Annotated in this window: 13 protein-coding genes and 1 tRNA gene; 6 read left to right on the top strand and 8 right to left on the bottom strand. The window is 63.0% G+C overall.

What is annotated here, in order from left to right:
* Together NDI85_RS19475 and NDI85_RS19470 are read right to left on the bottom strand one after the other, a co-directional pair.
* Window positions 1–960 carry a branched-chain amino acid ABC transporter permease gene (locus NDI85_RS19475; protein WP_188997882.1) on the bottom strand — a complete coding sequence of 320 codons (960 nt, stop codon included), beginning with the start codon at window positions 958–960 and terminating at the stop codon, window positions 1–3.
* An 8-nt stretch (window positions 961–968) separates the two neighbouring features.
* The gene (locus tag NDI85_RS19470; RefSeq protein WP_188997884.1) at window positions 969–2297 is read right to left on the bottom strand and encodes an ABC transporter substrate-binding protein; all 1329 of its coding nucleotides are present in this window, start codon (window positions 2295–2297) and stop codon (window positions 969–971) included.
* A gap of 172 nt (window positions 2298–2469) precedes the next feature.
* Between NDI85_RS19470 and NDI85_RS19465 the strand changes: the two genes are divergently transcribed.
* Entirely contained in the window at window positions 2470–3297 is an 828-nt protein-coding gene (locus NDI85_RS19465; protein ID WP_188997886.1) for a proline dehydrogenase family protein, read from the top strand.
* On the opposite strand, the gene NDI85_RS19460 is transcribed toward NDI85_RS19465, so the two are convergent.
* The gene (locus tag NDI85_RS19460; protein WP_188997888.1) at window positions 3298–4017 is read right to left on the bottom strand and encodes a helix-turn-helix domain-containing protein; all 720 of its coding nucleotides are present in this window, start codon (window positions 4015–4017) and stop codon (window positions 3298–3300) included.
* Between the two features lie 162 nt (window positions 4018–4179).
* Here NDI85_RS19460 and NDI85_RS19455 point away from each other — a divergent pair, with 162 nt between their 5' ends.
* The gene (locus NDI85_RS19455) at window positions 4180–5703 is read left to right on the top strand and encodes an aldehyde dehydrogenase family protein (RefSeq protein ID WP_310916698.1); all 1524 of its coding nucleotides are present in this window, start codon (window positions 4180–4182) and stop codon (window positions 5701–5703) included.
* Window positions 5696–5824, top strand: a complete 129-nt coding sequence (locus tag NDI85_RS19450; protein ID WP_310916697.1) for a hypothetical protein — start codon at window positions 5696–5698, stop codon at window positions 5822–5824. The genes NDI85_RS19455 and NDI85_RS19450 overlap by 8 nt, the downstream gene beginning before the upstream one ends.
* Before the next feature lie 36 nt (window positions 5825–5860).
* Here NDI85_RS19450 and NDI85_RS19445 read toward each other — a convergent pair whose 3' ends face one another.
* A complete protein-coding gene (locus NDI85_RS19445) occupies window positions 5861–6463 on the bottom strand; it encodes a class I SAM-dependent methyltransferase (protein WP_188997892.1) in 603 nt (200 codons plus the stop codon).
* Between the two features lie 90 nt (window positions 6464–6553).
* Window positions 6554–7258, bottom strand: a complete 705-nt coding sequence (locus NDI85_RS19440) for a hypothetical protein (RefSeq protein ID WP_310916711.1) — start codon at window positions 7256–7258, stop codon at window positions 6554–6556.
* 508 nt (window positions 7259–7766) lie between these two features.
* Between NDI85_RS19440 and katG the strand changes: the two genes are divergently transcribed.
* On the top strand, window positions 7767–9905 hold the full coding sequence (gene katG, locus NDI85_RS19435) for a catalase/peroxidase HPI (RefSeq protein WP_188997894.1): 2139 nt from the start codon (window positions 7767–7769) through the stop codon (window positions 9903–9905).
* A 113-nt stretch (window positions 9906–10018) separates the two neighbouring features.
* On the opposite strand, the gene NDI85_RS19430 is transcribed toward katG, so the two are convergent.
* Window positions 10019–10537 (bottom strand): hypothetical protein, encoded by a 519-nt coding sequence (locus NDI85_RS19430; protein WP_188997896.1) that lies wholly within the window; start codon window positions 10535–10537, stop codon window positions 10019–10021.
* 1534 nt (window positions 10538–12071) lie between these two features.
* A tRNA-Arg gene (locus tag NDI85_RS19425) sits at window positions 12072–12146 on the bottom strand.
* Between the two features lie 197 nt (window positions 12147–12343).
* On the opposite strand from NDI85_RS19425, the gene NDI85_RS19420 reads away from it, so the two are divergent.
* Window positions 12344–12985 carry an RAD55 family ATPase gene (locus NDI85_RS19420; RefSeq protein ID WP_310916696.1) on the top strand — a complete coding sequence of 214 codons (642 nt, stop codon included), beginning with the start codon at window positions 12344–12346 and terminating at the stop codon, window positions 12983–12985.
* A gap of 9 nt (window positions 12986–12994) precedes the next feature.
* On the opposite strand, the gene NDI85_RS19415 is transcribed toward NDI85_RS19420, so the two are convergent.
* Window positions 12995–13276 carry a DUF5798 family protein gene (locus NDI85_RS19415; RefSeq protein WP_166971078.1) on the bottom strand — a complete coding sequence of 94 codons (282 nt, stop codon included), beginning with the start codon at window positions 13274–13276 and terminating at the stop codon, window positions 12995–12997.
* A gap of 78 nt (window positions 13277–13354) precedes the next feature.
* Here NDI85_RS19415 and NDI85_RS19410 point away from each other — a divergent pair, with 78 nt between their 5' ends.
* Window positions 13355–13768 (top strand): hypothetical protein, encoded by a 414-nt coding sequence (locus NDI85_RS19410; protein WP_188997921.1) that lies wholly within the window; start codon window positions 13355–13357, stop codon window positions 13766–13768.
* The last annotated feature ends 58 nt before the right edge of the window (window positions 13769–13826 follow it).

Here is a 13826-nt window from a genome sequence, read left to right as displayed (position 1 = left end):
TCAGGTCGCCTCCCCGGCGATGCCGTTCGGTCGGACGAGCAACACGGCGACCATGATGACGAACGCGATGGCGTTGGCGTACTCGATGCCGATGGTGATGCCGAAGCTGTCCGGAACCAGCGGCAACAGGGCACCCATGTCGGTCAGCAGCGCGATATCCGACAGCACCGGCGTCAGTTGGTTTATCATCCCGATGAGGAACCCCCCGAGCATGGCCCCGTAGACGGAGCCGATACCGCCGAGGATGACGGCGGCGAAGATGAGCAAGAGGAGGTTAAAGCCCATCCGCGGCGAGAGCTGATTGTACAGGCCGAGGAACACGCCGCCCGAGCCCGCGAGGCCGGCGCCGATTATCCACGTCCAGAGTTTCACGCGGTCGGTGCGGATGCCGCTGACCCGCGCGAGGTCGGGGTTGTCCGCCATCGCGCGCATCTTCCGCCCGAGGTCGCTGTACTGGAGTAGGGTGTGGAGCGACCCGACGAGGACCAGCGCCGAGAGGACGATGGCCACGTCGTGCTGAGTGACCCGAATCCCGTAGGGAAGCAACGCCTCGATGGGGCGGAGCGTCTGGACCTCGTAACGCGTGAAGTCCGCGCCGAATCCGATCTGGATGATGGCGCGGTAGACGAACGCGATACCGATAGAGGTGATGAGCAGTTCGATAGACCCCGCGTTCATCCCGTCGTATACGACCTTCTCCGTGAGGACGGCGACGACGGCGGCGACGACGATGCCGGCCACCAGTGCCACGAAAAAGCCCAGTGGGAGACCGAGGACGCTGCCGCCGAGGCCGCCGACGGCCCCGAAGGTGAGGAACGCCGCGTACGCGCCGACCGTCATCGTATCGCCGTGGGCGAAGTTCGCGAAGTCCGCGATGCTGTAGATGAGCGACAGCCCGATGCTCCCGAGCACGATGATACTGCTGAATACGAGCCCGCTGGCGAGATAGTCGAAGACCATGGTCCGGCTCAGGATTCGATGAATCCGGTGCCGACGTAATCGTGGTCCTGGACGGTCAGAATCTGCAGGAAGCCGACTGGGTCACCGTTCTCGTCGAAGTCGATGGGGCCGCTGACGCCCTGATAGTCGACGTCGCTGGGGCCACCGCCGTCGGCGAGAATCTGGCTCGCGGCCTCGAAGGAGGTGACTTGCTCGCCCTCCGGGCGGGTCACGTCGCGGACCGTCTCCTGCAGCGCCGCACCGGTGAACTCGTCGGCGGCCTGAATCGACAGCGCGGCGGTCACCACGCAGTCGTAGGCGTAGGCCGACCACGCGGTCGGTTGCTCGCCGTAGGCCTCCTCGAAGGCCGACGCGAACTGCTGGTAGTTCTCCTCCTCTACGGGCGCGGAGGGGACGACGATTTTCATGCCGTCCATGCTCCCCTCGGGGGTGTTCTCGATGACGTTGTCCCCGGAGACGGAGTCGGCGCCGTAGAACTGCGCTTCGTACCCGCTGGAGTACACCTCGTTGACCATCGTCGCGAACTCGGCCTGATAGGTGACGAACAGCCACGCGTCGGCGCCGGAGCTGTTCATCCCCGAGACGACGCTGGAGTAGGACTGCTGTTCCTGGTCGTGGGGGCTGTTGTACGCCACTTCGCCCTCGTAGGACTCGACGAACGCGTCGGCCAGACTCTGCCCGTAGTCGTTGTTGACGTAGGTCAGCGCGACGGTGTCGTAGCCGTCTTCGGCGATGATGTTCGCGAGCGCCGTCGACTGAGTCCGGCCCGTCGGCGACATCCGGAGCAGACCCGGGAAGTCAGTAAGCGACAGGCCCGTGGAGTTCTGGCTCAACTGGACGACGTCGGTGCCCTGCACGACGCTCTCGTAGATAGCCAGCGAGACGCCGGACCCCACCGCCCCGATGAGGAAGGGCACGCCGTCCTGATTGACGAGTTTCTGGGCCGCCGAGACGCCGCCCTGACTCTCGCTCTCCGAGTCCTCGACGGTGATCGAGAGTTCACGGCCGTCGATACCGATGTCGTTTACGGCCTCCAGAGCGAGGTCCTTCCCGCGCTGGTTCCGTTCGCCGAACGCCGACAGCGACCCCGTCAGCGCGTCGACCATGCCGATGTTGTAGGGACCGCTGCCGCCGTCACCACCACCCCCGTCGCCCTCGGTGTCCGTACTCTCCCCGTCACTGCCGCCATCGCCGCCATCGCCGCCACCGCCGTCACTGCCATCGCCACCGTCGTCGGTGGTGCTGACACAGCCGGCGAGGCCAGCGAGGCCCGCGAGACCGGACGCTCGTAGCACTGTTCGACGATCGAGTTTCTTCGGCGAGTCGTCTGACTCCATGTCTAGATACACCATGGAACAAGGAGCATCGTTAACAGTACCCCGACCATGGACGGGACGTTCCGGGAAATCACGTACCAGTACCTGAATCACCGCCGTTTCATTCGGATACGTTAAAACGGAATTTTTGGTCGGGGGTCGTTATAGGTGGGGAGAGTCCGTGCCTGTGTGTATGATTCCACCGATCGCCAGCAATTTCGTCGCGGGCGAAACGGCGTCGGCGGCGATGGACCACGTCGACGACCTGAACGAGCGAGGGGTACACGGCATCCTGAATCTACTCGGGGAGCACTACGACGACCGCGCGGACGCTGATGCGGACACGCAGGCGTACGTCGACCTCGTACGAGCGCTCGCACAGCGAACCACCGACGCTTGCATCTCCGTCAAGCCGAGTCAGATCGGACTCGACATCGGCGATGCGGTGTTCGAGGAGAACCTCGCCCGCATCGTAGACGCCGCCGATTGTCTGGTCTGGATCGACATGGAAGACCACACGACCACGGACGTGACGCTTGACGCGTTCGAGCGGCACGCCCGCGAGACGGGCGGGAACGTGGGCGTCTGCGTGCAGGCGAACCTCAAACGAACCCGCGACGACCTCGAACGCCTCGCCGACCTCCCGGGCAAGGTCCGGTTGGTCAAGGGGGCCTACGACGAACCCGCCGAAATCGCCTACCGCGAGAAGGCCCGCGTCGACGAGGCCTACCGAGACGACCTAGCGTTCATGTTCCAGCACTTCGACGACGGCATCGCCGTCGGCAGTCACGACCCGGCGATGATTAGCTACGCTCGCGAACTGCACGAGGAGTACGGAACGTCCTACGAGGTCCAGATGCTCACCGGCGTCCGGGAACGCGCGCAGTTCGACCTCGCCGACGAGGTCACCGTCTATCAGTACATCCCCTACGGCGAGAAGTGGTTCTCGTACTTCTACCGACGCATCAGAGAGCGGAAGTCCAACGCCCTGTTCGCGCTTCGGGCCGTCGTCGGTCGCTGACTACGGGTCCAGCAGTTTCGCTTCGGCCTTCCGAAGGTGTTCCAACAGCGTCGTCTTCGAGACGTCCATGTCGTCGGCCAGTTCGCGGGTCGACGTCTCGCGGGGCCACTCGTAGTAGCCCGCGTCCCGCGCGTGCTCGAAGACCTTGCGCTGTGCGGAGGTCAGCGAGTCGAGTCGCTGTTCCCGTTCGGACGCCGCGGACTCGGAGGCCGTGATGGCGGCGACGCTCACCTCGGCCCCGGCGTCCGCTCTGACCCTGTCGAGTGCGGGTTCGATCTTCGAGCGCTCGTCGGCGAAACACACCTGCCACTCCTCGCGGCCGTCCTCGATGCGGACGGGGGCGCTGTGGACGAACCCGTGTTCGAGCAGCGTCGGGCAGACCATGTCGTCGGGATCGTACTCCAGGAAGAACTCCCGGACCACGTTGCCCGGCGCGTTGCGCTGGCGGCCGAACCGCTCTTGTAGTTCCTGTAGTTCGCCGGCCCGGTCCGACTCGCAGATGGCGTCTAGCAGTCGCTCGACTTCGTCCTCGGTGTCACCGAATGCCGTAAAGAGGCCGTTGACCGACGTCGGCATCTCGCCGCTCGTCGCCGGCGAGTTGTAGATCGCGTGTGCCAGTACCCCACCACCCGTCTGTTCGGTGGCCTCGATGGCCCAGCAGTTCGGATGCCAGAGGTCAAGCGTTAGCCGTGTCCCCGAAACTTGTTGTTCGACGCTCATGGATACAGTAGCCTCTATACCTGGATGTACGTGATCAATTCACAAACCCCTTCCGACCATGGTCGGGTCGGTCCCGCCCTCGCGATCAGCCGACGGCCTGAATTGTCCACCCGTCCATGGTCGGATGGGACTATTGGCACTCGCTCGGCGTAGTCAGATGCAATGGGAGCGACATATCAACACTACATCGACGGCGAATGGACCGACGGCGAGGGTACAGAGACCTTCACGAGCGAGAATCCCGCGACTGGCGAGACGCTGGGCGAGTTCCGACGTGGAACGCCCGAGGACGTAGAACGGGCGGTCGAGGCCGCCGACGCGGCCTACGAGGAGTGGCGCGGACTCTCCCGTATCGACCGCGCAGAGTACCTCTGGGACGTCTACCACGAACTGAAGACGAACGTCGACGAGTACGGCGAGATCGTCACCCGCGAGTGCGGCAAGGAGATCAGCGAGGGGCGGGCCGACGTGGTCGAGGCCGCACACATGGTCGAGTGGGCCGCCGGCGACGCCCGCCACCCGAGCGGCGACATCGTCCCCTCGGAGATTCCCGCGAAAGACGCCTACATGCGCCGCAAGCCCCGCGGCGTCGTCGGGTGTATCACCCCGTGGAACTTCCCCATCGCCATCCCGTACTGGCACATGGCCGTCGCGCTGGTCGAGGGAAACACCGTCGTGTTCAAGCCCGCCGAACAGACGCCGAAGTGTGCGACCGTCATCGCCCGCCTGTTCGCCGAGGCCGGCCTGCCCGACGGCGTGTTCAACATGGTACAGGGCTACGGCGACGCCGGCAACGCCATCGTCCAGTCCGACGACGTGGAGACGATCCTCTTTACGGGGTCGGCCGAAGTCGGGCACAAGATAGCCGATTCGGTCGGCGGCGTCTCCGGGAAACGTGCCGCCTGTGAGATGGGCGGGAAGAACGCCGTCGTCATTACCGAACACGCGGACCTCGACATCGCCGTCCACTCGGCGGTGATGTCCTCGTTCAAGACGACCGGCCAGCGCTGTGTCTCTTCGGAGCGACTCATCGTCCACACGGACGTCTACGAGGAGTTCACGGAGCGGTTCGTCGACGTGGCGTCGAAAGTCGCCGTCGGCAACCCTCTCGAAGAAGACACGTTCATGGGGCCGCTCATCGAGGCCGAACATCGCGAGAAGGTCACGGAGTACAACGAACTCGCACGCGAGGAGGGCGTAAACGTCCTCGTCGACCGGACCGACCTCGACGCCGACGAGATTCCCGACGGCCACGAGGATGGCCACTGGGTCGGTCCGTTCGTCTACGAAGCAGACCCCGACGCCGACCTGCGCTGTACTCACGAGGAAGTGTTCGGCCCACACGTCGCCCTGTTGGAGTACGACGGCGACATCGAACGCGCCGTCGACATCCAGAACGACACGCCGTACGGACTGGCCGGCGCTATCGTCTCGGAGGACTACCGCCAGATAAACTACTACCGCGACCACGCGGAACTCGGCCTCGCCTACGGGAACCTCCCCTGCATCGGCGCGGAGGTCCAACTCCCCTTCGGCGGCGTCAAGCGCTCCGGGAACGGCTACCCCTCGGCCCGCGAGATCATCGAGGCCGTCACCGACCGGACGGCGTGGACGCTCAACAACTCGAAGGAGATCCAGATGGCACAGGGCCTCTCTGCGGACATCATCACCAGCGACGATGAGTAAGACGACGCCGACGAACGAACCGAGCGCAGTCTGCCCGTCCTGTGGCGGCACCCTCCACAGACAGGTGGGCGTGGTGACGTGTGCCGACTGTGGCTGGGTCCCGCGACAGGGCTCGGACTGAGGCCAGTCGGGCGACTCCGGCCGTCTTTGCGCCGGATTACTCCGACGGCCGGAACACTCTGACAGTGTCGCGCTTCCGTTCGGACGACGTGGCTTCGACGAATCCGCGGTCGGTGAACACGCGGTGCCAGTCCCGGTAATAGAGCGGGATGTCGTCGTCGACGTAGTTGACCTCGCCGTACTCGCCGCTCTCGTTCTCGACGGTCACTAGCAGGTCCCCCGCGATACGCGCGATGTCGTCGAACACCCACTCCACGTCGGGATGGATGTGCTGGAGCGTCTCGACGGAGTAGACGGCGTCGAAGGCGTCGTCCGCGACGTCCGTGGCGTACTCCTCGATGGCTTCGGCGTGGAACGACCCCGTCTCGGCCAGTTCGGGGTACGTCTCCGCGAGGACGTCCAGCGCCGCCGGGTTGACGTCGACACCGGTCAGGTCCGAAAAGCCCGCGTCGGCCAGCGCGGCGAGGTGGCGGCCCACGCCACACCCCACCTCCAGAACGCTCGCCTCTCGTCCGACTTCGGTTTCCAGAATCGACTGCACCAACTCGCTCGTCTCGTCCGGGCCGTAGTGGGCGTAATACGTCGGCGAGTACTCGCCGGACCGCTCTGCCCACTCGCTTCGGACGTCGTTAGAATCCACGTTGGAACGGGGTGGCCTGCGCGTATAGGTCTACCGACACCTCGCCACGGAGGCTGGGGCCGTTCCCGCGGGCGGGCGACTCTCCGCCACTCACAACTCGACGGTCGCGAGGTCCGACTCCAGTTCCGCGACGTGGTCGTTGTACGCCTCTACGAACCCGCGGAACCGCGGGGCGTACTCTCTGATGTCGGCCGCCGACGGCGGTTCGTACTGAGAGAGGAGGTAGAGGCCGCCGGTGCCGCCCACCCGGAGGTACGACGCCCGTGCGCCCTCCCACTTTAGCTCCCAGCGGGTGCCGTCGACGCGGGTCGCGTACGTCCCGTAGTCGCCGCCCTCGTAGCGCTGGAGTTCGCCCGCGATGCGGTCACACACCTCGCGGATACGACCGAGGACGCGGTCGCGTTCGCCGACGACGCCGTCGGTGGTCGCCACCTCGGGGAACTCGGTCGCGACGTCGTCGAGGACCCCGTCGAGCGACTCGACGTAGTCCCGAAAGCCCTCGACGAAGGCCTGATAGTCAAGCAACGCGTCGGCCAGTGCGTCCGGCTCCGGGGGCTGTTTGGTCGAGATGACGTACACCTCCGACCCGCGGACGGGGTCGTACCGGAGGTACTCCAGATCGCCGCCCTCGTACTTGACCGTCCACTCGCCGCCGTCCGTCTCGACGGTGGCCTGTCCGTAGTCGCCGCCCTGCAGTCGGGCTAACTGGTAGGCGATTTGGCCGGCGTGGTCCCGCACCGCAGCGACCAGTTCGTCACGTCGTTCGGCGACCGCCGTCGCGTCGGCGGGGTCGATCGGTGGCCAGTCTGTCACACCTGTGCCAGTACCCAGAGGGCAATAACCGGCCCGGTCGGTCCCGCCGCTGGGCCCGACGCGGGCGTCACCGTCGGCGTCGCAGCCGAGATGTTCCGACTGTTCGCCCCGGAGAGCGCCGTGAGTCGAGGGCGACTGGCCGTGTGCCCCCACCGTCGAACCGAGGCGCGCTACGCGCGGGCGCTCGCCGAGCGAACGGGTCGTCTACGTGAGGCGAGCGGGGTCGCCCGACTGTGATCGGTGAGTGCGAACCGCACAGGTGCCGTGGCGAGATCGTCCGCTCGGTGTGCGCTGCAATCGCCTACCAGTTTGTGTCCGATTGGACCTCTCGAACTCGTCAGTTGAGACCAAATTCCGCCGATGGTACTGGATACACGGCCTGAGTCAAGCACTAACGGAATTTCACAAACCCAGAAGGTTACTTAGCTACAGCAAAGATATCGTTCCCGAATAGACAACTTTAACACGCAAACACGAGAAGCGGCCGAGCGTGAACGGGTCCAATCAAGACTGGTGGCCGAATCAGTTGAGCCTAGAGATTCTCGACCAGAACGCCCAGCAGGTCGAACCGATGGACGAGGAGTTCGACTACGCCGAGGCGTTCGAGCAACTAGACCTCGAAGCCGTGAAGGCGGACATCGAAGCGGTGATGACCACCTCGCAAGACTGGTGGCCGGCCGACTACGGCCACTACGGGCCGCTCTTCATCCGGATGGCGTGGCACAGCGCCGGGACGTACCGCACGAGCGACGGGCGCGGCGGCGCGGCCGGCGGACGACAACGCTTCGCGCCGCTCAACAGTTGGCCCGACAACGCGAACCTCGACAAGGCGCGCCGACTGCTCCAACCGGTCAAGCAGAAGTACGGCCGCAACCTCTCGTGGGCCGACCTGCTGATTCTGGCCGGAAACGTCGCCATCGAGTCGATGGGCGGCAAGACCCTCGGCTTCGCCGGCGGCCGCGAGGACGCTTTCGCGCCCGACGAGGCCGTCGACTGGGGCCCGGAAGCGGAGATGGAGACGAACGAGCGGTTCGACGAACCGGGCGACATCGAGGATGGACTCGGCGCCTCCGTGATGGGGCTCATCTACGTGAACCCCGAGGGGCCCGACGGCCAGCCCGACCCCGAGGCGTCGGCGAAGAACATCCGCCAGACGTTCAGCCGCATGGCTATGAACGACGAAGAGACGGCCGCGCTCATCGCCGGCGGCCACACGTTCGGGAAAGTCCACGGCGCCGACGACCCCGAGAACCTCGGTCCCGAGCCCGAAGCGGCCCCCATAGAGGAACAGGGCTTCGGCTGGGCGAACGACTACGAGTCGGGCAAGGGTGCCGACACCATCACCAGCGGCATCGAGGGTCCGTGGACCCAATCGCCCATCGACTGGGACCTCGAGTACATCGACAACCTGCTCGACTACGAGTGGGAACCCGAGAAGGGTCCCGGCGGCGCGTGGCAGTGGACGCCGAAGAGCGAGGAGTTGGAGGGCACAGTTCCGGACGCCCACGACCCAGACGAGACGCAGACGCCGATGATGCTCACGACGGACATCGCGCTGAAGAAGGACCCGGACTACCGGGAAATCATCGAGCGCTTCCAGGACAACCCGATGGCGTTCGGCATCAACTTCGCGAAGGCCTGGTACAAACTGACCCACCGCGACATGGGCCCGCCCGAACGGTTCCTCGGTCCCGAGGTCCCCGACGAGGAGATGCTGTGGCAGGACCCCATCCCCGACGCCGACTACGGCCTGATTGGCGAAGACGAGATCGCCGACCTCAAAGCGGAGATCCTCGATTCGGACCTGTCCGTCTCCGAACTGGTCGAGACGGCGTGGGCATCGGCGTCGACGTACCGCGACAGCGACAAGCGCGGCGGCGCGAACGGGGCCCGCATCCGCCTCGAACCCCAGAAGAACTGGGAGGCGAACGACCCCGAGCAACTGGCGACCGTGCTGGAGACGCTCGAAGAGATTCGAGAGGAGTTCAACAGTTCGCGGTCCGACGGGACCAACGTCTCGCTCGCCGACCTCATCGTTCTGGGCGGCAACGCGGCCGTCGAACAGGCGGCGGCGGACGCGGGCTACGACGTGGACGTCCCGTTCGAACCGGGCCGAACGGACGCCTCGCAGGAACAGACCGACGTCGAGTCCTTCGAGGCGCTCAAACCGGACGCGGACGGGTTCCGTAACTACCGCTCGGACGAGGCCGACCGACCGGCCGAGGAGATACTCGTGGACAAAGCCAGCCTGCTGGACCTGACGCCGGCCGAGATGACGGTACTGGTCGGCGGCATGCGAGCGCTCGACGCGACCTACGGCGAGTCCGACCACGGCGTCTTCACCGAGCAGCCGGAGACGTTGACCAACGACTTCTTCGTGACCCTGCTCGACATGGACTTGGAGTGGGAACCGGCTGACGACTCCGAGAACCTGTACGAACTGCGGGACCGCGACACGGGCGAACTCGAGTGGACAGGGACCCGCGCAGACCTCATCTTCGGGTCACACGCCCGGCTTCGAGCCATTGCGGAAGTGTATGGAGCTGACGACGCAGAGGAGAAGTTCGTGCGCGACTTCGTGGATGCGTGGCACAAAGTGATGACTCTCGACCGCTTCGACCTCGAGTGAACTGAGCTTCGAGCTTTTCGGGCCGGTGGCCGTCGCCGCTCCGACTTTCTTGAGACACCTTGCGTCGCTCACTACAGTTGAAGTGTGTAACAGAACCCCCCCACTTCCGTCTTTTAGCCCCAGCCACCTGTGCAATCGTAGCTCGCGCCCGCCCCATAGTGGAACATTGTAACTTCGAGAAAGGCTAAATCACCATCACAATTGGCGGTCACATACGAAACAATCTCACTTTCCGACCGATAAATAACGACAATAACTGCGCTGTCTGCTGAGAACCCTTCAATTTCAGTTTGCTTCCCTTCACCCGGAGAAAGCGTGTAACGGCTGTGGAGTCGAGATGAATTAGGAAATTCAACTGCAGTATAGTACCGGTCATCCCCTGGTTCCGATACGGCTAACCCAGGACTAATACGTCCAGTAGAATCAAGTCCATCACTTCGTTGCACGCTGATATTTGCTGGGTATTCGACTACCGAGACTTCAAACGTGTAGCTCTGAGTTGTATTCACAGAGTTGTTAACAGCGATTGGAACAGAACTCCCCTGACCACTAATCGGTCCAGCAATACAGCCTGATAGGAGAATCAAGGTGCCAAGGTAAACTGATAAAAAAGCGGAGTCTCGTCCAGTCATATTTCAATATTCTATTTCAGCTGTTTTTATTCACAGGCACTTACCGAAGATATTCTTGCGATAATTGGGAAGTCTCACCCCCGCAATAAGCACATTCCTGAACGGTCGATACAGATGAAATAGTGGCTGTCTTACTCATATACACCAATAGAAATACTATCAGGGCGGACTTCGACACGAAAGTTTCGACCGTATTCGATATGATATTCTCCGAGTGTCACCGACCCGGTATCACTCATACCGTTGCCCTCAACGCTCAGTTCGTATGTCCCCTGTTGGCGGATACCCGCTTCGACTACCGTGGCTTCGCCAGACTGGACTATCACTGTCTCTTGTACAATCACCGAAGAGTCTGCTGACACCGTGATACTGATTGATTGTTCTGTCGAGGTGTTATTGATAACTCTCACATCTACCGCTGTTTCCTGTTCGGTTGTCTCGGTTGGTGAAGCTGATTTTGCTCCGGGAACAGAACACCCTGCGAGGGCGAGCATCGCACTTGACAGACCGTAGATAGCCTCTCGACGAGAATGGTCCATTATGTTGGATTTGACAATAGATTGTAAGTGTTTTCTGTACCCTCGCTCTGTTCGCACACTCGGTTAAGCAGTCTTCTCGATTTGAATAGCTCGAAACCAACCACTCTTCTAAAAAATGGTATGGTCTCTCCCATAGTTACCTGATTACCTAGCTGTCTCCGTCGTTCCGCCGCCTCTGAGTGGGTTCAACTTCTACAATGGTTTACTCCACTCACGCCGCTATGCGTCGTCCGTCTCGTTGCGCTCCTGGGTCTCGTTGGAGTCTGGCGCGGTGTACGTCGAACCGTTCCGAAGGGGCATGCCGGGTTCACACTCGAAGCCACTTCCGGGGTCGTCACAGAATATCTGATCGTTCTGCGTGCCCGTCTCCGGGTGCGGCGTCTCTCGTTCTGTGGGGGGTGCTTCACTGGTCGACCCATTATCAGCGTTCGGGGTGGCGACATCTGGTTCAACACCGGCTATCGAAAACCCGAATCCAATCACAGCAGCTACCAGAAGTAGCAACACCGCCAACGAAGTCAAACGAATCCAGTTGGATAGTTGAAACATGGTGGATATCGACCATCGGTCGTAATAGGCTTTCTAGGCGATGACTCGACTTCCAGAACGATATTGGGAGTCAATACTTACTCCCGTTCTTCCGTCGGCTCTAGCTGAAGCCGTAACGGCATCGACTCGCGCGACGTCGCGTGTTCAACTCAGCCTGAACGGAGTGGTTGGAATCGGGCCAATCCGGCCGCTGTACGGTCTATCCGACGCGTGATGTAACAAGACGGGCGCTGAGGGATTTGAACCGGAGTCAGACGTGCTCGCTTTGCTGTGCGCGACTGGCAGGGTTCAAATCCGTAGTGCCGGTTCACGTCACCGACTCGCTACGCTCGTCGGTTCGTTGTACGGGCGCTGAGGGATTTGAACCACGGTCGGAGCAAGCTCCTCCCTGATGCAAATCCGCAGCGACCGCTCTTTGCTCGTCACGTCCGTTCCTCGCAAAATCACGGGCGCTGAGGGATTTGAACCCCCGACGGTTTGGTCCGAAGCCAAGCACTCTGTCCAGGCTGAGCTAAGCGCCCTACGTGAATACGTAATTCGGTGTTCCGGTTTAAACCATCCGGTTCTGTATCGTGCTCGTGAGAGATACCCACGCGCGATCAGTCGACGCCGACCACCTCTCGTCTGAGAGACAAGACAAAGATTATATGTCTGTTCGAGTACGTGTGGGAATATCGCTCTGGTGTGCTCGCTCACTACAGCCGACCAGTGAATACTGATGTACGATATCGGATACGACCGCCTCGATTTCGCTCTCGACCCCGGCACGAACGTCCTCGTAACCGGGCCACCACTCTGTGGGAAACGTCGCTTCGGGATGCAAGCGCTCGCGGCCGGGTCGCGACGGGGCGAGGGGGGTATCGTCGTGACGACACGAGACACTGCCGACAGGGTGCGCTCTGACTATCGGACACTGTTTGCCGGCGGGGACGAGGACGCACCGCCGCTCGGCGTCGTCGACGCCGTCTCGGAGACCTTCGGCCAGTCGGTCACCGACGACCAGTACACGAAGTACACGTCATCACCGAAGGACATGAGCAGTATCGGTATCAAGTTCTCCGAGTTCGTCCAGTCGTATTACACCGAAGACGGCATCGAACGAACCCGCGTGCTGGTGGACTCCCTGTCGCCGCTGCTGGTCTACTCGAATCTTCAGGGCGTGTTCCGCTTCATTCACATGTTCACCTCGCGCGTCGACAACGCCGGCGCAGTCGGCTTCTACACCGTCACGTCGACGGCCCACGACGACGAGACGATGAACTCTCTCACGCAGTTGGTCGACGGGACGATAGAACTGACCGAGGACGGAACGGCGACGATTCGGCTTCCGAACCTCGACGACCAGACCGTCGACCTGTGACGGCCCCTTTCACTCCTCGCCGTGTGCCGTCTCCGCCGCGTCTGCTGGCGCTCTCTCGACGTCGTCGGTGAGGACCGCATCGACGTCGACGCCCTGTTCGTCCGCGATGGCTTCCAGCAGCGCTCGCTGTTCGGCCACCTGGCGCTCTACGTCGTCGACCCGGCCGTTCGTGTCCTCGACCGTCTCGCGGAGCTCCTGGACCTGCGTCTTTAGTTCGTTGACTTTCGTGTAGAGTTTGTCGGCGACGTCGGCCACTTTCTGTATCTTCTTCGCCGTCGAGCCAAATCCCATACGGTCGATAGTTCGAGCGGCCATTTCGTCGTTTCGCTCGAACGTCGGTGTTAAGACGCCGCCGACCCGAGCGCCGATATGAACGACCTACGGACCGCACCGACCGTCGGTATCGCCGGTTGCGTCCTCTATCTGGTCGCGCTCGCGGTGCCGTACGTCATCGTCGAGACGACAAGCGCCGTCGGCGCCTACTACGGCTCCGGTGGTATCTCACCGGTCATCCCCGCCGTCCTCTCGCTCGTCGTCATCATCGTCCTCGCGGCGGGCCGAGAGGGGCGGACCGACCCCAGCATCGCCGCCGGCGCGACGCTCGTTCTGGGCCTGTTCATCGTCGGTCTGAGCCTCCTCTGGGCGGCGACGGTGCCCGTCAGCCTCGTGTTGGGGCTGTCGGAGTCGACGCTCATCGAACACCACCGGTGGGCCGTCGTCCTCGCAAGCGTGCCAGTGCCGGTCGGGTCGGCGTGGTTCGCTCGCGCGCTGGGACTCTTCTGACCGAATCGCCACACAGTCCCCGGGTGTTCCGAAAGGCCCTTATGGGGCGGCGGCGGAC

It is taken from the genome of Haloarcula sp. S1AR25-4 (assembly GCF_031624555.1).
Classification (GTDB): Archaea; Halobacteriota; Halobacteria; order Halobacteriales; family Haloarculaceae; genus Haloarcula; species Haloarcula pellucida.
The sequence above is the reverse complement of the archived record's forward strand: the minus strand, read 5'-3'. Positions and strand labels throughout refer to the sequence as shown.

Excerpts from the sequence above, each read along its gene's own strand:
- NDI85_RS19475 (WP_188997882.1), bottom strand. The coding sequence starts at position 960 with ATGGTCTTCGACTATCTCGCCAGCGGGCTCGTATTCAGCAGTATCATC.
- NDI85_RS19470 (WP_188997884.1), bottom strand. The coding sequence starts at position 2,297 with ATGGAGTCAGACGACTCGCCGAAGAAACTCGATCGTCGAACAGTGCTA.
- NDI85_RS19465 (WP_188997886.1), top strand. The coding sequence starts at position 2,470 with ATGATTCCACCGATCGCCAGCAATTTCGTCGCGGGCGAAACGGCGTCG.
- NDI85_RS19460 (WP_188997888.1), bottom strand. The coding sequence starts at position 4,017 with ATGAGCGTCGAACAACAAGTTTCGGGGACACGGCTAACGCTTGACCTC.
- NDI85_RS19455 (WP_310916698.1), top strand. The coding sequence starts at position 4,180 with ATGGGAGCGACATATCAACACTACATCGACGGCGAATGGACCGACGGC.
- NDI85_RS19450 (WP_310916697.1), top strand. The coding sequence starts at position 5,696 with ATGAGTAAGACGACGCCGACGAACGAACCGAGCGCAGTCTGCCCGTCC.
- NDI85_RS19430 (WP_188997896.1), bottom strand. The coding sequence starts at position 10,537 with ATGACTGGACGAGACTCCGCTTTTTTATCAGTTTACCTTGGCACCTTG.
- NDI85_RS19420 (WP_310916696.1), top strand. The coding sequence starts at position 12,344 with ATGTACGATATCGGATACGACCGCCTCGATTTCGCTCTCGACCCCGGC.
- NDI85_RS19415 (WP_166971078.1), bottom strand. The coding sequence starts at position 13,276 with ATGGGATTTGGCTCGACGGCGAAGAAGATACAGAAAGTGGCCGACGTC.
- NDI85_RS19410 (WP_188997921.1), top strand. The coding sequence starts at position 13,355 with ATGAACGACCTACGGACCGCACCGACCGTCGGTATCGCCGGTTGCGTC.